Origin of the sequence: Gardnerella sp. DNF01205, assembly GCF_049244135.1 — a bacterium.
GTDB lineage: Bacteria > Actinomycetota > Actinomycetes > Actinomycetales > Bifidobacteriaceae > Bifidobacterium > Bifidobacterium leopoldii.
On the sequence record NZ_CP058378.1, the window covers coordinates 330406 to 349892 of the forward strand.

The window sequence follows — 19487 nt, forward strand, 5'->3', positions numbered from 1 at the left end:
ATTTAATTACATTTACAGGAATAAATAAAGAAAATTAAGTAGAAATTTTATATAGGTGAAGTCGCAACTGTTTCGCAAATTTATTAATTCGCTTCTGATTGCGGCATACCTTTATACCTATACCTCAACGAAAGTGCGTTTATTATGCAAATATGGAGAAAAAAGTCTGTTGAACAGACTATCGCTGAGACTATGGATGGTGAACGCCATCTTAAACGTACATTAAATGCTTGGGATTTGGCAGTTATGGGTGTTGCTGTCGCTGTTGGTGCCGGTATTTTCTCTGTCGGTGCTCAGGCTGCAGCATTCCATGCTGGTCCTGCTGTAATTATTAGCTTTATTATTGCAGGCATTGTATGCGGTTCTGCTGCAATGTGCTACGCAGAATTTGCTTCAATGATCCCAGTTGCTGGATCTGCTTATACGTTTACATATACTACAGTTGGTGAGCTTATTGCTTGGATTATTGGCTGGGATATGATCCTAGAAATGCTGATGGCTGGCTCAGTAATTGCAAAGTATTGGGGCGTTTATCTTAACGATTTAATGAAGCTTTTCGGTTTGAATATGACCACCAGTTTTAACGTAGGTGGTTTCACTATTGATGTTGCTCCAATTATAATTGTTGCATTCTTTACAACTATGCTTGTCCTTGGAACTAAGCTTTCTGCACGCTTCGACGGCGCTTTAACAATCTTGAAGATTGGTATCGTTCTGTTCGTGGTTGTTGTGGGCTTCTTCTACATTAAAGCTTCCAACTTTACGCCATTTGTGCCACCTGCAACCGACGCTGCAAGTGTAAAGGGAATAGAAGTTTCTGGCGTTATGAGCCAGCCTCTGTGGCAGTGGGTAACAGGCATGCAGCCAGCTGTTTATGGCGTTCCAGGTATTCTTTCCGGCGCGGCCCTCGTGTTCTTCGCGTTTATTGGTTTTGACGTTGTGGCAACCACAGCAGAAGAAACTAAGGATCCACACAAGAACATTCCACGAGGCATTGGTCTTGGATTGTTTATTGTTACTGTTCTTTACATCCTCGTCGCAGTCGTAACAACTGGTATGGTTTCCTATAAGGATTTGGCAAAGCAAGCCGCTCCTTCGCTTTCTACAAGCTTCGAACTTGTGGGTGCTACTTGGGCTGCAAAGATTATTTCCCTCGGTATTGTTATTGGTTTAACAACCGTTGTGATGGTGCTTTTGCTCGGTCTTACGCGCATTATCTTCGCTGTTAGCCGTGATGGTCTGCTCCCACGCAGCTTCTCTAAAGTGAGCAAGCGTGGTATTCCTGCAAGACTTCAGATCGTTGCTGGTATTGTTGTGGCAGTCGTTGCTTCCACTCTCGATATTGGTATTCTTTCCGATATGGTGAACATTGGTACGCTTTCTGCATTCCTGCTTGTTTCTGCTGGCGTGCCGATTATGCGTATGCGCAGACCAGATTTGCACCGTTCATTTAGCGTTCCTGGCAATCCATGGCTTCCGCTGTTTGCAGCACTTTCTACATTCTGGCTCATGCTTAACTTGTCTGTGCTTACGTGGATTCGTTTTGCAGTGTGGCTAGCAATTGGTTTTGCGGTGTACTTCGGTTACTCTTACCGTAATTCTTTGCTTGGCAGGCAGTTGCGTAAAGCTAAGCAGCTCGGTGTTCCGGTTGAAACTTTGTTTGCTCAAGATGCCGCTGCTGCAGCGAAGGTAGCTGAAGGAGAAACAGAGGAGCAGGCTCGTGCAGAAGTTCAAGCTGAGGCGTCTGCTGCGGCCTCGCAAAATAATCAAAATTAATAAATTATTTATTTAGCAAGAAGTCGGCATACGGTTATATCGCATGCCGACTTTTTGTGTCATAGACTTTTCAAAAATGTTCTATAATAGAAAAGTTGCATAAAAGCAGAAAGGAGGGCGTTATGCCATATGTAATCGCAGAGCCTTGCGTTGATGTAAAAGATAAAGCGTGTGTAGATGAATGCCCTGTAGACTGCATTTATGAAGGCGATCGAACGCTTTATATTAACCCGAACGAGTGTGTGGATTGTGGAGCTTGCGAACCGGCTTGCCCAGTAGAAGCTATTTTTTATGAAGATGATTTGCCAGAAGGCTGGGAGTGGTATCGCGATGCTGCGGTTGATTATTTCGACAAGCTCGGAGATTTGGGAGGAGCTACAGATGCTGGAGCTTCCGGATGGGATGAAGCTCGCGTTGCAGCCTTGCCTCCGCGTTCAGATAAAGCAAGTAATTAATCATTTGAAAAGTATTGTTTAATGTGGCGCGAGTTCATAATCCAATATGAGCCGCGTTGTTGCCGTATTTTTTGCGAACGGCATCTAAAGCGTGTTCTGCGTGACGCAATCTAGTATTTTTATTCATTGCGGACATGCTGTTTTGTGTAGGATTTTTAGATTCGCGAGTATTTTCCTCCAGAATATCGTTTAGAGAAGGCTGAAGTGAAACCTTATTTGTTGGCACAAGATTATTCGCTGTAACACCAGCTAAACGAACTGGGCTTAAAAGCTTTGTATTATTGCCTCCAAGAATGTAATTATGCACAGTTGGATTAGCTTTAGAAAGCAAAACAACGACATGCTCGTAAAACTCGTGTGTTGAATCAGTTGCGTTTTGCAAAGTAGAAGATCTAGTAACATAATGCAAGTCGCCAAAGCGTAGTTTTAACGTTATAGTGCGTGCCATAAGTTTTCTGTTTCGCAACTGTTGAGTTACTTCGCTGCAGCATTGCTGTAGTAATTGTTTAACAGCATTCTCGTCCGTGGTATCTGTATCAAGAGTTCGCTCAGTTCCAATGGATTTTTCAGGGGCATGTGCAGTCACAGTGCGCTCGTCTATGCCCCTAACTGATTGATATATCATTCTTGCTAAGATTTGCGAACCTGTTATGCGAGTAAGCGTTGCTTCGTCAACATTTTTAAGCGACGTAACAGTAGATAAGCCCCAATCCTCAAGCTTATGTATTAAAGATGAGCCAATTCCTGGTATTGCGCGCAATGGCATTATTGATACAAAATCTTCATTGCATTTTTGCGGAATAAGAAGCATTCCATTAGGTTTTGCATTAGTGGAAGCCATTTTTGCAATAAGTTTATTGTTAGCAATACCAACTGAACATGTAATATGATACTTTTCAAATACTTCTTTTCGTACCCAAGTTCCAATATTTACAGGCGATTTCCACTGTAATAAAGCCGATTTAACATTCATATAGCATTCGTCAACAGAAACTTTTTCAACTTGATTAGTAATATGCAAAAAAATATTTTCAAAAATACTTTTGGAAACGTTTGAATAATAAGGAATGTCAACTGGCAAGAAAACTCCTTGTGGACAAAGATTTCTAGCTTTAACAACGGGCATAGCGGAATTAACGCCGTAAGCGCGCGCTTCGTAGCTTGCTGCAGAAACAACAGCACGATTGCCTGTGCCAATAATAAGCGGCTTTCCTTTAAGCTCCGGATGTCTTGCAACTTCTAAAGAAGCATAAAATGCATCCATGTCGACGTGAAGTATGTTACAACCTGAGGTGTCGTGCCCCCAATCACGTTTCGCTGCTTGTACTCTCGGTGCTGTACTCATAAGTTTATAATAGAACAAACGTTCGATTTTATGGAAAAAATTTGTGGATTAAACTAATGTTTTTGTAGAAAAGCGTATGTCGGATCAATATTCATGTAGGGTTGTTGCTATGAAGCAATTTGTCGTCAATCTTTTACATCGCATGCCTGTGCTGCTTATTATCGTCATTGAGGCTTCAATGGTGTATACAGCAACCTCTGTTGCAAAAGTAGCTTTTAGCCAATTGGATCCTCTGTATGCAGTGTGGTATCGCGTAGGATTTATGACATTGTTGCTTTTGGCTTGGAGAAGACCATTTTCTCGCAGCAAACGTAGTCTTTTGCCAAAAACGCTACGAGAATGGGGGATTGTTGCAGCTGTTGGCGTGTCGTTAGTTGCTATGAACACTATGTTCTATGTTGCTATTAGTTGCATGGCTGTTGGCGTTGCGGTAACCATAGAATTCATAGGCCCCTTGCTTGTAGCTGTTATTACAGGTCATGAATGGCGAGAGCGTGTGGGAATTGTGATTGCTGTTTGTGGCATTATGCTGTTAGCTAGTGCTTCTATACATAGTTCAGTAAGCCCACATTTTCTAATTGGGTTATTCGCCATTCTTGTTGGCGGTTCAATGTGGGGTCTATATATTGTTTCAGGTCGCATGTTGGCAAAAAGTTCACATGCTATTGATCGTGTAAGTGTTGCAGCTCTTATCGGTTGGCTGCTGCAGTCTATTGTTCTTGCTGTTCCTGCAGTGCAGCATGTTATTTCGCCTAAACCAGAAGCTACTTGGGCTGCTCGCCCTGGTGGTTCTTTTGCTTTACTTGCGTTAATGTTGGTTATTGCAATATGCGCTTCTTTCTTCCCAACTTTGCTTGATCAGGTTTTATTGAAACGTGTTACTTCTGCAAAATACTCTGTTATGCAAGCGTTGTATCCTGCGATCGCGGTTATTATTGGAATGGGATTTGGTGAAATTCCAACATTGACTGATATTGCAGGAATAATTCTTGTTATGTTTGCTGTAGTCGTAACGTTTTCTGGAGATCATAATCCTGTGTAGCACTGGATATTGTTATATTAATGTTATCTTAAAGTGTGTCGCCAAGCTTGTTTACAGTCCTTAAGAGGTGCTATAGTGTCAATCTGTTGCTGTTATGTACAGTAAACAAGTGGAGTCATGCCTGAGTGGCCGATAGGGGCACCCTGCTAAGGTGTTAGTCGTGTAAGCGGCTCGAGAGTTCGAATCTCTCTGACTCCGCGGGTTACTCCGGATTGCTTTTCGCGGTCCGGAGTTTTTGTTTTTTTATCGATTGCGTATAGAAAACGTGCAGTATGCAATTAAAATGCGCTTATTTTACACTTTAGAAATAAAAAATAATATATCAAAAGAAGAAATTGTGGATTTGTGAATAGCTCCGTAATTTTACTCAAGCTTTTAACCACAATAGTAAAAAAATATTTACTCATACTTTCTTTAAGCTCATAGTTGACTCATGAATGCTTATTAAAAGTGTTCAAAATAATATTTAAAGGGTTGGGCTAAAGGAGATTTTTATGAAAAAGTATGGAGGGAAGCATAATAGTGCTCGTAGCGATAACAATATGCGCGCTAGTATGAAACGTAAAACTATTCGTAGTCTGTCAGCATTTTTTGCTTCTATTTTTGTAATTCCTGCTATATTCTGCACGCAGTCAGCTTTAGGTTATTATGATGAACCTGGTGTATTTTATAAGGTTTCAGACAAAATAGAATGGCTTAAAGATCATACTCTTCGCACAAAGCTTGGTCCTACACCAAGTTATTGGGGCAAGAAACATATATCTTATTGTATTGAATCAAGTGTAGATTTTGGTCGCTCATCAGGTGATTGGAAGCAAGAACTCGACAAAGATTATCGCATTGCTGCAGAAATGATAAAAACTTCTAGTAATAATGACGATTTGCTTACTCAAACATCTATAGCTTTCGCAATGCACGATCATTTTGATCTTAAAAAAGATGAGTGGAAAAGAGCTGTAGATAATGGTTTTGAAAAAATCTCTACTGAGGATTTGAAAAAAACATCTAAGAAATTGTGGGAAGAAGCCGAAAATAATACTCCTATGAACTTAGAAGTTAATCAAGAGTATACTTCAGGAAAGCATGCTGGAGTTGTGCATGTAAGGGTGAAAAATATCAAGGGCTATGCTCTTAAAGATGTTCCTATTAGGCTTGAATCTGAAGATGCTTTAGTTGAGTTTAATGATGGTAAACAATCTGTTGAATTAAAGTCAAAAGATGAAGTAGTGAATATTCCTTGGAGTTCTAAGAGGAATGGTACTGCCATCGTTAAAATTGGATTTTTAGCTCCTAAAGCTGAAAGATATTATTCACCTGAATATCAAGACGAGATACGTTCCATAAACGATGCTGAATATAGTGAAAAACTTGCTTTCGGAGTAAAAGACAGTTTCCAGCCGACTCTTACTTCAAAAGTTGCAAAACATGAGCTGCATGTGGGCGAGAAGGTTGATAGCACGGTAACCAGTGGAGTGTTGGCAAAAGATAGTTGGTTAAATGGAGTTACTTTGCGTGCCCAAGGATATTATTTCGTTGGATCTGCTAAAGATATTTTGCAAATTAGGCAACGTAACAATGGCGAATCTGCAGTTCAATACCTGAAACGTATTAGAGCTTTGCCAGATTTGCGACAGGTTGCTGCAGCAAAAGCTGACTTTTCTAAAGCTAACGAAAGTGTGAATGCTAAGGCTAAACGCGCAAATGGCGATATTAGTGCATCAGATTTGAAGGAAGCTGAAGATTACAAAGTCGCTGATAATGAAGCTGGTCTTTTTGGCACATGGGTTTGGATTATTTCTCGTGATGCGCAGAAAAAAGAAGATGCAGATAAATTAGATGATGAAGTTGTGAAAGTATTTGGTTCTGCAGATTCTACTTCTGTATACCAAGCAACTATAAGTTCTGATGTTGTTACAAAGCAGAAAATTGTTGGTATTGGCACAGAAATTGTTAGTGAAATCACTGTAAGAGGTCTTCCGGAAACATATGGATCGTTTAAAGGTAATGAAACATATGGTTTTAATGCCGACAAGAAGGCACACATTCGCGTTTGGTGGGCTGGAGAAGGCAGTGAAAAAAGCACTAAAAAAGATAATGAAAAATATATGCCGGGATCTAAAGGTGAAGCAGCCGAGCAAGAGCCAAAAGAAGATGCGCATCATCATTTAATTGGTAATTGGGAGGTTCCAGCAGTAAATGGAGTTTATAAGGTTGGTAATGGAAGCATTACAATGCGCCCTATTGCTGGAGTCAATAAATCTTCTTCGGATCCGAAAGTTTTGAAAGATAATGTGCATATTCGCGCCAATAAAAATAGTGAGTCAGGATGGTATGTGTTTGTTTATGATTTTCCTGGTTCTTCGCGCGCTTTAGCTCATAAATCTGCGTATAACGGATTGTGGAGTCGTGCCTTAGTTGAACCGAATGTTTTAACTACTCCTGTATCTGTTACAACTAGAGTAAGCGATGAAAAGGTTAAGGCTGGTGAAAAGTTCCACGATAATGCTCGTATTACTGGCACGTTGCCAAAAGGCAGTTACGTAGTGTTTAGTGCATACGAGTATGAAGATGGTAAGGAAAATAAGAGCGATTGTGACGGAGCTAAATGTAACGATGCTAAGAATGGCGACGCTAAGAATAGTGAAACTAAAAATAGCGGTACAAAAAACAGTAATTCTGAAACTAAGGAAAATAAGGAAGCTAAAGAAACTAAAGAAACTAAGGAAACTGCAATATCTGTTGAAATTGAGAAAAAAATGCCTCAATCTCGCGTAAATATTACAGATAAGCAGGCTGAAGAAAGTAAGAAGTCTTCTATTTCTGTAAGTTCTGCAGATATTACATTAGATCATGAAGGAACTATTTATTGGAAAGCTGAAGTTTACGATGCTCAGGGTAATCCTTTAGCAACTCATGTATTGGGTGTAGAAGGAGAGACTGTGCAAGTTTCCGGCGGCGAGGATCGTTCTAAGAATGATAAGAATGATGGAAATGATGAGCATGATGCAAATGATGAGAAAAATGAAGAAACTTTGAGTAATGAAACTGATGGAAAAAATAGTAATGAAAATAAGGAGAATGGTAAAGAAAGCAAAGAAAAAGTAGAAGAAAATCATAGTAAAACTGGTAGTGATGAAACGGTTAACAGTGATGATTTAACTGATTCAAAAAATGATGGGAACGATCATACTTCCAATCAACATGTCGGTACGAATAGCAACGAAAATGCTAGTAAGAATTATGTTAATCAAAGTAATACAATTCCAACATCGCTTGCTGTTACTGGCGCTTCTTCGGTAACTGTGATACTTCTTGCTGTTATTATGTTAACCTTTGCTTCAGGTTTATCGTTAGGTCGTTTTTCAGCTATAGTTCCTAAACATGGGAGAATGTCTACTGGGGCACGGCATAGCGAAATTCCTCCAATGAGGCGTAGATTAGTGCAATAATATGTTTTGATATAGAATATTTGACGCGTTAGTCTATTGAGATCTTTTTGAAGTAGATTAACGCGTCATTTTGCAATAAATAATACGATGATGCATAATATAGATACAACGATTTATTGTATTAATTTGTATATGATGTTATAACCTTTGTGTGGTTATGTAATTGATAAATCGGAGTAATGATGAAAAGTTATGATATTGATAAAGAAAAACTGATAGTACGCATGCATCGAGTACAAGGTCAGCTTGCAGCAGTCAATACTATGATTGAAAACGATGCGAAGTGTCAAGATGTTCTTATGCAGCTTTCCGCTGCAACTGCTGCTTTACATTCTTTAGCAGTGATAGTGGCAAGGGAACATGTCAATAAAGAAATACATGAATCTGTAAAAATTGGTACCGAAGGAGGTGCCGATGCAGCAATGGAAGATATTTCTGGTATCATTGACAGGTTATTGCGTTACGAAAAAGCGTAGTATTGGTAGTATCTAGTGATTAATTCGCATAATATTCTGCACACTGTTCGTCAATTGCAATCGCAGCCTTTCGAGGCTTCTTTCGTAGAGAAAAAATCAGAGTTTATTGGATGTATTTGTCATATTGACAATCTTGACGATGCTGTGGAATTTATGCAATCAGTGCGTTTTAAGAATCCTAAAGCTCGTCATGTTGCTTATGCTGCAATTTGTGGCTCATCGAAAGCTCAATTGCGTGAGCGCATGAGTGACGATGGTGAGCCAACTGGGACAGCAGGAAAACCAATATTAGATGTACTTAGATCGTCAAATTTAACAGATTGTGTAGTAACAGTAACGCGATATTTTGGCGGTATTTTGCTTGGAGCTGGTGGTCTAACCAGAGCTTATGCGCGTGCAGCAAGTATGGCAGTAGAATCTGCGCAAATAGTTGATATTATTACGTGCACTCGTTTTACTTGCAAGTTGCAATATCAACAATTGCGAATGTTGCAACATATTGTAAGTCAAATGGAAGGCATAATTGACAACGAAATTTATGGTGCTGAAATTTCTCTTAATATTGCTATTCCAACTTTAAAATCACAAGAATTTCTTGATATGGTTCAGAATGCTTTTTCTGGAAGCGTTGTGCCGGAAGCAGATGGTACTCTAAGTAATAAGCTGATAGATACTAAGCGTTAAAGGTGATTTCATGGAAAAGACTAATGAAAAAACAAACACTACTGACGATTCATCTTATGAACCTTTAACTGCTGTATATGAGCATTTACGACATAGCGAAGATTCAGCTGAGCTTCATGAATTTGCTAGGAGAGAATTACCGGATCGATCAGATCAAGCGGCATTTTCTAGAGCCACTTCCTTGCTTGAAGCAGTTGCAGGTAATATCAATACTCCAGAAGAAGACCGTATTTATTTAGCTACAGAAATGCCTTTTCCAAACATATTAGTGAAACTTTCTGAAGATTCTGCTGATAAAGTGCGTTTGGCTGTTGCTGAAAATAAAAATGCTAAAAATTGGTTAGTTGGAAGACTTACTAAAGATTCATGTAACGCAGTTCGAAATGCTGCATTATGCAATCCAAAAGCTTCTTGGAAAATGCGTTTAGAGGGTGCGCAATCGGATGGCATAAGTGCTGAAACATTGAAATATTTGGCCTCCCTTGGTGTTAGTGCAGAAGAAAACGCTCCAACTGTATTAGCTTCCATGGTACGAAGAGCTGTTGCGTTAAATCCTGGTGTTCCACAAAATGTGCTGCAAGAATTATGTAACGATAAATCTGAAGATGTATCATCAGCGGCGCGCAGTCGTTGCTAACGCGAATAATGGAGCGTATGGATAATACAACAGATGAAGAAGTAGCAATGAAGCCATTACACCGTCTTGCTGAATTAATGGGCGTTGGCGTGAGTTTTATTGGTTCAGATAATCAAAAACACGAGATTCAAGATAACGTATTAGTTTCGGTTTTAGGCGCATTAGGCGTGGACGCTTCGACCAATGAGGCAATAGAAAAATCTACAAACGACGTTTTAGCGTATCGACATGGACGCATTATTGCGCCAACTATTTTGCACACTGTTGGCAAATGTGATGAAGTTACAGTTAATACGGGAATATTAGAATACCCAGTTGCAACATTGACATTGGAAAATGGTGAACAATATAAAGGCGATTTAACTATTGTTCCTAACGAAAATGATGTTGCATACCCTGTAAATGGAAAATTTGTTGCAACATCTCTTATAAAAATTCCTGAAGATGTGCCAATGGGTTATCACACATTGCGTGTGACGGTTGGTGAGCGTCAAGAAGAGGCAACACTTATTAGTGCTCCAGAAAGCATTGATACGCTTAATTCCTTGGAACCAAATGGAGAACAGCTTTGGGGATGGATGGCGCAACTTTACTCAATCCGTTCTTCAAAGTCTTGGGGCGTTGGTGATTTTGCTGATTTGGCGACTCTTCTTACTGAAGCTAAGCAAAAAACTGGTGCTGACTTTGTGCTAATAAACCCAATGCATGCAGGTGAGCCTATAACTCCGCTTACTCCATCTCCATACCTGCCGGTTGCTCGAGGAATGGTAAATGTAACGTATATTCGCCCAGAAAGTATTCCTGAGTACGAAACGTTAAACGATAAAACTCGCAAAGAAATTGAAAAGCTTCATGGACAGGTTGAGCCGCTTAACAATGACGCGCAAATAATAGACCGTGATTCCATGTGGCGTGTAAAAATGCGTGCATTGTGGCTGATTTTCAAGGCTGGTATGTCTGAAACTCGCGCTCGCGTTTTTAATGAGTTTAAGCAGGAGATGGGTGACAGGCTTGAATCTTATGCTACTTGGTGCTTGTGCTATGACAAGTGGGGTGCTCCAAAGGGTGACGATTGCTGGGAGAGGACTCTTACTAAGGATTCTGATCAAGTTCGCGAATTAGCTAATCGTTTCCCAGATACTCTTGAGTTTTATCGTTGGCTTGAGTGGGTTGCTTTTACGCAATTGCATGATGCTCAAGTTGCTGCTCGTAATGCTGGTATGAAAATCGGCATTATGTCTGATATGGCTGTTGGCGTGCATCCTGCAGGATCTGAAGTTTGGTGGAATCCAGAGCGATTTGCTAACGGAGCTACTGTTGGTGCTCCGCCTGATTACTTCAATCAGCAAGGTCAAGATTGGTCTCAGCCACCTTTGCATCCATTTGAGCTTGAGCGTACTGGTTTTAAAACATACCGAGATATGGTTCATGGAATGTTTGCTTCAGCAGGCGCTGTTCGCATCGACCATATTCTTGGACTTTTCCGCTTATGGTGGATTCCAGAAGGTTCAGCTCCAAGTGGCGGTGCTTATGTTTACTACGATGCTGATATTATGCTTGGCATTTTGGCAATTGAAGCCGCTCGCGCTCACGGTGTAGTTGTTGGCGAAGATTTGGGTGTTTTGCCTGCAAATGCTTTGGAAGTGTTGCGCAAGAAGGCTGTGCTTGGTTGCACGGTTGAATGGTTCGAAGAGCGTGACGGCGAATTCCGCACTCCAGACAAGTGGCGCGAAATGACGCTTGCATCTGTAAATACGCATGATTTGCCTCCTGCTGCCGGCTATTTGCGCTATGAACAGGTTAATATTCGTGAGCGTTTGCACTTGCTTACTGGTTCTGTTGAAGAATTCCGCGCTGGCGCTGAGGCAGAGCATCGCGCTATGATGCGAATGTTGGTCAAAGGTGGTTATTTGGATGCTCAGTTGCTTGAAGATGAGGATGCTCATACTCAGGAAATTATTGAAGCATTGTACCGCGCTTTGAAGGCTGCTCCTTCGCGTTTGCTTGCTGCTTCTTTGGTTGATGCAGTTGGAGAGTATCGTGCGCAAAATCAGCCTGGAACGAATGACGAGTATCCAAATTGGCGTATTCCGTTAGCTGATAGTGACGGCAATCCGGTGTCTTTGGATACTATGTTTGATTTGCCGCGCGTGCGCTCGCTTGCTGCGATTATGAATGCATAACATTTTGTGATTTATTTTGTTTGACAATTTGTTTAGCAATTTGTTTTGTATTCGTCTCAGCCTTATATAAAATATACATTTGCAAGTAGTCGCCACTTGGCGATATACTTGCAGATTGTTGTGTTTCCCTAAGGGGTCCTTCAAAGCGCTTTTCCCACTCGCCATCGAGGACTTTCAGGGAGCCCACGGATTATGAGTAAAATATTTTCTATAAACCAAGAAAATATAAGCTCGAAACACAATAGAGAAAAGGTACGATTGTGAAGACTTTCACACCGAAACCAGCAGATTTAACTCATGACTGGTACATCATCGATGCCACTGACGTGGTACTTGGTCGTTTGGCCTCTCAGGTAGCAATCTTGCTGCGTGGTAAGAATAAGCCAACGTTTGCTCCTCATGCTGATTCTGGCAATCACGTTATTATTATTAACGCTGAAAAGATTGCTTTGACTGGCAATAAGTTGAGCAAGGAACTGTATTCCCACTCTGGTCGTCCAGGCGGCCTTCGTCGTGATAGCTATGCAGAGCTTTTGGAGAGGAATCCAAAGCGTATTATCATGACTGCCGTTAAGGGCATGCTTCCAAAGAATCGTCTTGCTAAGGTGCAGCTTGACCGTCTTCGTGTGTTCACCGGCGCTGAGCATCCGCACACTTCGCAGAAGCCACAGGTCTTCGAGATCGCTCAGGTCTCTCAGCAGGCTAAGTGAGATCAAGGAGAATAGATATGGCAGAAAATAACAACTCCGCGGTTCTTGAGAACGAAGAAGAACTGACTAGCTACACCACTGAAACCAATGCTGGTGCAGGCACTGGTACTTCCGCCATCGAGCCAGGCTATGGCACTGGTCGTCGTAAGGAAGCTGTTGCTCGCGTGCGCTTGGTTCCTGGCTCCGGCAAGTGGACTATCAATGGTCGCACTTTGGAGGAGTACTTCCCATCTCGTTTGTTGCAGCGCGAAGTGAATTCACCAATCGTGTTGCTCAAGCTTGAAGGCAAGTTTGATGTTGTAGTCCTCGTTGACGGTGGTGGTACCACTGGTCAAGCTGGTGCTATTCGTTTGGGTGTTGCTCGTGCATTGAATGCTATCGATCGCGATGCAAACCGTGTTGCTTTGAAGAAGGCTGGCTTCTTGACCCGCGACGCTCGCGTTGTGGAACGCAAGAAGGCTGGTTTGCACAAGGCACGTCGTGCACCTCAGTTCTCGAAGCGTTAAGTTTCGCGAATTTATATTTGCAAATGGCTCCTGGTTTTGCTGGGAGCCATTTTTTGTATTTTTTATTATTTATTAAATTAAATTAAATTTGTTGAGTAAATGTTATAAATAGTGTGCAACTAGCCGTTAAAATTGACATTCTAGAAAAATTTATCTATTAATTGAACATAAATTATTACAAATAAGAACAAATAACGAACAATAGAGGATAAAGCTCGCTCATAAATAGCGCAACTCGCTTCAAAGATGCGAAAGTACAGCAAAGAGGCTAAATTGTGACTTGTATCACATATTTAGCGGTGAATACTAAATTAGTCTGCTCATAAGTCTATTGGTACCGCTGGTGGAACTATCGAGGAGGATACTCATGGTTGAGGCACAACACCAAGCCGAGACTGGCAAAACTGCTAGTGCTGATGACGTTGCGTTAGCTGCTCAAAATGAAGTTGATCAACTTGTTGAAAAAGCAACCGTCGCTTTGAATGAGTTTGAGAAGCTTAATCAGCAGCAAATCGATCATATTGTTGCTAAAGCTTCAGTGGCAGCGTTGAATAAACATTTGGTTCTTGCAAAGATGGCTGTCGATGAAACAGGTCGTGGCCTAGTAGAAGACAAAGCTACAAAAAATATCTTTGCATGCGAACATATTACGCATTATCTAGCAGGTCAAAAAACAGTTGGTATTATTCGCGAGGACGATGTTCTCGGAATTGACGAAATAGCTGAACCGGTTGGTATTGTTGCAGGCGTAACTCCAGTTACTAACCCAACTTCTACAGCTATTTTTAAGTCGCTTATTGCACTTAAGACTCGTTGTCCAATTATTTTTGGATTCCATCCTTTTGCGCAAAAGTGCTCTTCTGAAGCAGCTCGAATTGTTCGCGATGCTGCTGTGGCTGCTGGTGCGCCAAAAGATTGCATTCAGTGGATTGAGCATCCTTCAATTGAAGCTACCGGTGCATTGATGAAACATCCAAAGATCGCAACTATTCTTGCAACAGGCGGTCCTGGAATGGTTAAGGCAGCGTATTCTTCAGGAAAACCTGCTCTTGGTGTGGGTGCAGGAAATGCTCCTGCATATGTCGATAGTGACGTTGATATTGTGCGCGCTGCAAACGATTTGATTCTTTCAAAGCATTTTGATTACGGAATGATTTGTGCAACAGAGCAAGCAATTATTGCGCATAAGGATGTGTATGAGCCATTACTTCGCGAATTGAAGCGCAGGAAAGCATATTTTGTTAATGCTGACGAAAAAGCTAAGCTTGAACAATATATGTTTGGATGCACTGCATATTCTGGAAATACACCAAAACTTAATTCCGTTGTTCCTGGTAAGTCTCCGCAATATATTGCGCACGAAGCTGGATTTGAAATTCCAGATGATGCTGTGATTTTGGTTGCAGAGTGCAAAGAAGTTGGCGAAATGGAGCCGCTTACTATGGAAAAGCTCGCTCCTGTACACGCAATGCTTCGTGCAGAAAATAAGGAACAAGGCTTCAAGATGTGCGAGCAGATGCTTGTACATGGAGCTGGTCACACTGCTGTAATTCACACAAATAATCAAGATCTTGTGCGCGAATATGGTGTTCGTATGCATGCTTGCAGAATTGTTTGGAATTCTCCTGGATCTCTTGGTGGCGTTGGAGATATTTACAACGCGATTGCTCCTTCGCTTACTCTTGGATGCGGATCTTATGGTGGAAATTCCGTTTCCGGCAACGTACAAGCTATAAATCTTCTTAATATTAAGCGTATTGCACGAAGGAATAATAATATGCAATGGTTCAAGATTCCGGCTAAAACTTATTTTGAGCCGAATGCTATTCGTTATTTGAGGGATATGTACGGCGTTGAGCGCGCAGTTATTGTGTGCGATAAGGTTATGGAGCAACTTGGCGTAGTCGATAAGATTGTTGATCAGCTTCGTGCTCGAGATAATCGCGTTAGCTTCCGTATTATTGATTACGTTGAGCCTGAGCCAAGCGTTGAAACAGTTGAGCGAGGGGCTGCAATGATGCGTGACGAATTCCAGCCAGACACAATTATTGCTGTTGGTGGTGGTTCGCCAATGGATGCTTCTAAGATTATGTGGCTTATGTATGAGCATCCGGAGATTTCTTTCGCTGATTTGCGAGAAAAGTTCTTCGATATTCGTAAGCGCGCATTTAAGATTCCGCCTCTTGGCAGCAAAGCTAAGCTTGTTTGCATACCAACTTCTTCCGGAACTGGTTCTGAAGTTACGCCTTACGCTGTTATTACAGATCACAAGACTGGATACAAGTATCCTATTACGGACTACGCTTTGACTCCAACGGTCGCAATAGTCGATCCTGTTTTGGCTCGTACGCAGCCGCGTCGATTGGCATGTGATTCTGGTTTTGATGCCTTAACTCATGCTATGGAAGCTTATGTTTCTGTTTACGCAAATGATTTTACGGATGCTATGGCTTTGCATGCTTCGAAACTTATTTGGGAAAATCTCAACGATTCTGTGAATTGCGAAGATTCTCAGCGCAAGGTTGAAGCGCAAGAAAAAATGCATAATGCAGCTACTATGGCTGGAATGGCGTTTGGTTCTGCATTCTTAGGAATGTGCCACGCTATGGCTCATACTATTGGTGCTTTGTGCCACGTTGTACACGGTCATACAAACGCAATTTTGCTGCCTTACGTTATTCGCTATAACGGTCAAATTCCGCAAGAGCCAACTAGCTGGCCAAAGTACAACCGCTATATTGCTCTTGAGAGATATCAGGAGATCGCTAAGAATCTCGGTGTAGATCCTGGTAAAACCCCTGAAGAAGGCGTTGAAAATCTTGCTCGTGCTGTTGAAGAGTATCGAAATGAAAAGCTTGGAATGGACGCTTCGTTTAAGGCTTGTGGCGTAGACGAAGAGTACTACTGGTCGATACTTGACAATATTGGCATGCGTGCTTACGAAGATCAGTGTGCGCCTGCAAATCCTCGTATTCCGCAAATTGAGGATATGAAGGATATTGCTATTGCTGCATATTATGGTGTTTCTCAAGAAGAAGGCCATCGTATGCGTTTGGAGCGTGAAGCGGCGTAATTATTTGCGTATTTAGTTAATAATGGCAGAAGCTCAACTAATTGTAGTTTCTGCCATTTTTTGTTGGAAAATAGCCGACACGCCCGGTTTTTAATAATCGAAGGTTGATGGTTTAATTACTTAGTTGCCTGTTTTAAGGCTCGCATATTGTAATTAAAAAAAGCGAGCGCGGAAGCAAAAACTTTGAATCGAAATCTTTTTGTATGAATAGGTTTTTGATGCCGCGCACTGATGTGGAATTACCCTAGGGGTTTATTCTCGCCGGTGCCCTTGAATTCAGGTTGGTAAACAGTAAACGAATCGCTAGAAAGGGCGGACGGCAATGGCGGGACAGAAAATCCGCATCAGGCTTAAGTCCTATGACCATGAGGTCATCGACCAATCGGCGAAGAAAATCGTCGAGACGGTGACGAACGCGGGCGCCACAGTAGTGGGTCCGGTTCCTCTGCCGACCGAGAAGAACGTGTTTGTTGTTATCCGTTCTCCTCATAAATACAAGGATTCTCGCGAGCATTTCGAGATGCGCACTCATAAGCGCCTCATTGACATCGTAGATCCAACGCCAAAGGCTGTGGATTCTTTGATGCACATTGACCTGCCTGCGGATGTAAACATCGAGATCAAGCTGTAGGAAGGGGGAGAAAGTAATGTCGCAGAATAAGAATCGCACTGCATTGCTCGGCCGCAAGCTGGGTATGTCGCAGGTTTGGGATGAAAACGGCTTCTTCGTCCCCGTAACTCTGGTTGAAGTTGCTACTAACGTAGTTACCGCTGTAAAGACTGTAGAGTCTGACGGTTATTGCGCAGTACAGCTCGGTTATGGCCAGATTGATCCTACCAAGGTGACTAAGCCATTGGCTGGTCATTTTGCAAAGGCTGGTGTAACTCCTCGTCGTCACCTCGCTGAGGTGCGCACCGAGAACGCAGCAGATTATCAGCCAGGTCAGGAATTGACTGCTGAATTGTTCGCTGAGGGTTCTGAAGTAGATGTCACTGGCACTACCAAGGGTAAGGGCTTTGCTGGCACTATCAAGCGTTGGGGCTTCAAGTCCTATCGCCGTACTCACGGCTCGCACAAGAACGAACGTCGCCCAGGTTCTGTGGGCGCTTGCGCAACTCCAAGCCGCATTTTGAAGGGCAAGCGTATGGCTGGTCGCATGGGTCATGTGACTTCCACCGCGCTTAACCTCACAATCGTTTCTTCGGATGTCGAGAACGGCATTCTCGCTATTAAGGGCGCTGTTCCAGGTCCTAAGGGCGCAATCGTTCTCGTCCGTTCGGCAGTGAAGGGAGCCTGATAATTATGGCAAACGTAACTCTGAACGTCACTGATACTAAGGGCAATGCAAGCGGAACCGTTGAAGCTCCTGCTGAAATTTTCGGCATCTCCAACGAAGACGTTTTAGCTCACGGTCCACTGGTTCATCAGGTCGTAATCGCTCAGCTTGCTGCTGCTCGTCAGGGCACCCATGCTGTGAAGAATCGTGCTAATGTTTCCGGCGGCGGTAAGAAGCCATGGAAGCAGAAGGGCACCGGTCGTGCTCGCCAGGGTTCCATTCGTGCTCCTCAGTGGGTACATGGTGGCGTTGTTCACGGTCCAGTTCCTCGTAAGTACGATCAGCGCACCCCGAAGAAGATGAAGGCAGCTGCTCTTCGCTACGTTCTTTCGGATCGTGCAAATGCTGGACGTATTGCTGTAGTTGACTTTGGTATTAAGGATGTTCCATCCACCAAGACAGCTGTTGCAGCACTTACTCCTGTGACCAATAACCAATTCACTACTGTTGTTCTTTCTCGTGAGAACATCAATGAGTGGATGTCTGTACGCAACATTCCAACTGTTCACGTGATCTTCGCTGATCAGCTCAACACCTACGATGTTGTTACAGCTCAGTACGTCGTCTTCTCCAAGGAAGGCTTCGAAGCCTTCGTTGCTGCTAAGACCGAGCCTGTCGTTAAGGAGGCCTGATTTAAATGGTCGCAGTCCATAACCCAGCACATGACGTAATTCTTAAGCCAGTTGTTTCTGAAAAAAGTTACGCAGCTTCTGATCGTGGTCAGTACACTTTCGTAGTGGCTCCAGATGCTAACAAGGTTCAGATCAAGCAGGCTATCGAAGAAATCTTCAAGGTCAAGGTGACAAACGTTAACACTTTGAACCGCGCTGGCAAGTTGAAGCGCTCTCGCACCGGTTTCGGCCGTCGTGTGAACCAGAAGCGTGCTATTGTCACCGTGGCTGAAGGTCAAACGATTGACATCTTTGGTAACTGAAGGCTAGCCGAGAAAAGTAAAGGAATACTATATTATGGCTATCCGCGTTTATAAGCCGACGACTGCAGGCCGTCGTAACGCTTCGGTTTCGGATTTTGCCGAGATCACGCGTTCTACGCCTGAAAAGTCGCTGGTACGCAAACTCAGCAAGACTGGTGGTCGTAACTCTTACGGCCGCATGACTTCTCGCCATCGCGGCGGCGGTCACAAGCGTCAGTATCGTCTCATCGACTTCAAGCGTTGGGACAAGGATGGCGTGCCAGCAAAGGTCGCTCATATTGAGTATGACCCTAATCGTTCCGCTCGCATCGCTTTGTTGCATTACGCAGACGGTGAGAAGCGTTACATTATCGCTCCTGAAGGCGTTGCCCAGGGTGATGTTATTGAGACCGGCGCTCAGGCTGATATTAAGCCAGGCAACAACCTGCCTCTGAAGAATATCCCAACCGGTACCGTGGTTCACGCAATTGAACTTCGTCCACTTGGTGGTGCGAAGATTGCTCGTTCCGCTGGTGCCGCAGTTCAGCTCGTCGCTAAGGATGGTGCTTATGCGCAGTTGCGTATGCCGTCTGGCGAAATTCGTAACGTGGACGCTCGTTGCCGCGCTACTGTTGGCGAAGTAGGTAACTCCGATCACGCCAATATCGAGCTTGGTAAGGCAGGTCGCGCACGTTGGCTTGGTCGTAGACCAATCACCCGAGGCGAATCCATGAACCCTGTGGACCATCCACATGGTGGTCGCACCCGTGGTGGTAAGCCACCAGTTTCTCCATGGGGCAAGGGCGAGGTTCGTACACGTCGTCCAAAGAAGGCTTCGAACAAGATGATTGTTCGTCGTCGCCCGAATGGTAAGAACCGCAAGTAAGGGAGTGTCGAATAG

General features: G+C 42.9%; 17 protein-coding genes and 1 tRNA gene. 17 read left to right on the forward strand and 1 reads right to left on the reverse strand.

Annotated elements, in window-relative coordinates; genetic code table 11:
- Positions 1-144: 144 nt before the first annotated feature.
- Both HXT47_RS01400 and fdxA read left to right on the forward strand, forming a co-directional pair.
- Positions 145-1776: an APC family permease gene (locus tag HXT47_RS01400; protein ID WP_004574100.1), complete on the forward strand. Its 1632-nt coding sequence runs from the start codon at positions 145-147 to the stop codon at positions 1774-1776.
- Between the two features lie 122 nt (positions 1777-1898).
- Positions 1899-2231, forward strand: a complete 333-nt coding sequence (gene fdxA / locus HXT47_RS01405) for a ferredoxin (protein ID WP_004105541.1) — start codon at positions 1899-1901, stop codon at positions 2229-2231.
- Positions 2232-2265: 34 nt separating this feature from the next.
- Here the strand turns inward: fdxA and dinB are convergent, their stop codons facing one another.
- Positions 2266-3576, reverse strand: a complete 1311-nt coding sequence (gene dinB, locus HXT47_RS01410; protein ID WP_174164239.1) for a DNA polymerase IV — start codon at positions 3574-3576, stop codon at positions 2266-2268.
- A 109-nt stretch (positions 3577-3685) separates the two neighbouring features.
- On the opposite strand from dinB, the gene HXT47_RS01415 reads away from it, so the two are divergent.
- From HXT47_RS01415 to rplB, 15 genes are all read left to right on the forward strand, one after another.
- On the forward strand, positions 3686-4618 hold the full coding sequence (locus HXT47_RS01415) for an EamA family transporter (protein WP_174164236.1): 933 nt from the start codon (positions 3686-3688) through the stop codon (positions 4616-4618).
- A 111-nt stretch (positions 4619-4729) separates the two neighbouring features.
- Positions 4730-4816, forward strand: a tRNA-Ser gene (locus tag HXT47_RS01420).
- A gap of 296 nt (positions 4817-5112) precedes the next feature.
- Positions 5113-8067, forward strand: a complete 2955-nt coding sequence (locus HXT47_RS01425; RefSeq protein ID WP_421789149.1) for a peptidase — start codon at positions 5113-5115, stop codon at positions 8065-8067.
- Positions 8068-8249: 182 nt separating this feature from the next.
- A complete protein-coding gene (locus HXT47_RS01430; protein ID WP_004574096.1) occupies positions 8250-8543 on the forward strand; it encodes a metal-sensitive transcriptional regulator in 294 nt (97 codons plus the stop codon).
- A gap of 15 nt (positions 8544-8558) precedes the next feature.
- Positions 8559-9227, forward strand: a complete 669-nt coding sequence (locus HXT47_RS01435) for a YigZ family protein (protein ID WP_004574095.1) — start codon at positions 8559-8561, stop codon at positions 9225-9227.
- Positions 9228-9237: 10 nt separating this feature from the next.
- On the forward strand, positions 9238-9864 hold the full coding sequence (locus tag HXT47_RS01440; protein WP_004105530.1) for a hypothetical protein: 627 nt from the start codon (positions 9238-9240) through the stop codon (positions 9862-9864).
- An 8-nt stretch (positions 9865-9872) separates the two neighbouring features.
- On the forward strand, positions 9873-12047 hold the full coding sequence (gene malQ / locus HXT47_RS01445; RefSeq protein ID WP_004105528.1) for a 4-alpha-glucanotransferase: 2175 nt from the start codon (positions 9873-9875) through the stop codon (positions 12045-12047).
- A gap of 260 nt (positions 12048-12307) precedes the next feature.
- Positions 12308-12757: a 50S ribosomal protein L13 gene (gene rplM / locus HXT47_RS01450; protein WP_004574093.1), complete on the forward strand. Its 450-nt coding sequence runs from the start codon at positions 12308-12310 to the stop codon at positions 12755-12757.
- A 17-nt stretch (positions 12758-12774) separates the two neighbouring features.
- A complete protein-coding gene (gene rpsI / locus HXT47_RS01455) occupies positions 12775-13263 on the forward strand; it encodes a 30S ribosomal protein S9 (RefSeq protein WP_004105525.1) in 489 nt (162 codons plus the stop codon).
- Between the two features lie 367 nt (positions 13264-13630).
- Positions 13631-16336 carry a bifunctional acetaldehyde-CoA/alcohol dehydrogenase gene (adhE, locus tag HXT47_RS01460; RefSeq protein ID WP_004105523.1) on the forward strand — a complete coding sequence of 902 codons (2706 nt, stop codon included), beginning with the start codon at positions 13631-13633 and terminating at the stop codon, positions 16334-16336.
- A gap of 322 nt (positions 16337-16658) precedes the next feature.
- Positions 16659-16967 (forward strand): 30S ribosomal protein S10, encoded by a 309-nt coding sequence (rpsJ, locus tag HXT47_RS01465; protein ID WP_003808013.1) that lies wholly within the window; start codon positions 16659-16661, stop codon positions 16965-16967.
- 16 nt (positions 16968-16983) lie between these two features.
- On the forward strand, positions 16984-17634 hold the full coding sequence (gene rplC / locus HXT47_RS01470) for a 50S ribosomal protein L3 (RefSeq protein WP_004105519.1): 651 nt from the start codon (positions 16984-16986) through the stop codon (positions 17632-17634).
- Between the two features lie 5 nt (positions 17635-17639).
- Positions 17640-18305 (forward strand): 50S ribosomal protein L4, encoded by a 666-nt coding sequence (gene rplD / locus HXT47_RS01475; protein ID WP_004105517.1) that lies wholly within the window; start codon positions 17640-17642, stop codon positions 18303-18305.
- A 5-nt stretch (positions 18306-18310) separates the two neighbouring features.
- Entirely contained in the window at positions 18311-18607 is a 297-nt protein-coding gene (gene rplW / locus HXT47_RS01480; protein WP_004105515.1) for a 50S ribosomal protein L23, read from the forward strand.
- A gap of 34 nt (positions 18608-18641) precedes the next feature.
- Positions 18642-19472, forward strand: a complete 831-nt coding sequence (gene rplB / locus HXT47_RS01485; RefSeq protein WP_004574091.1) for a 50S ribosomal protein L2 — start codon at positions 18642-18644, stop codon at positions 19470-19472.
- Positions 19473-19487: the final 15 nt, after the last annotated feature.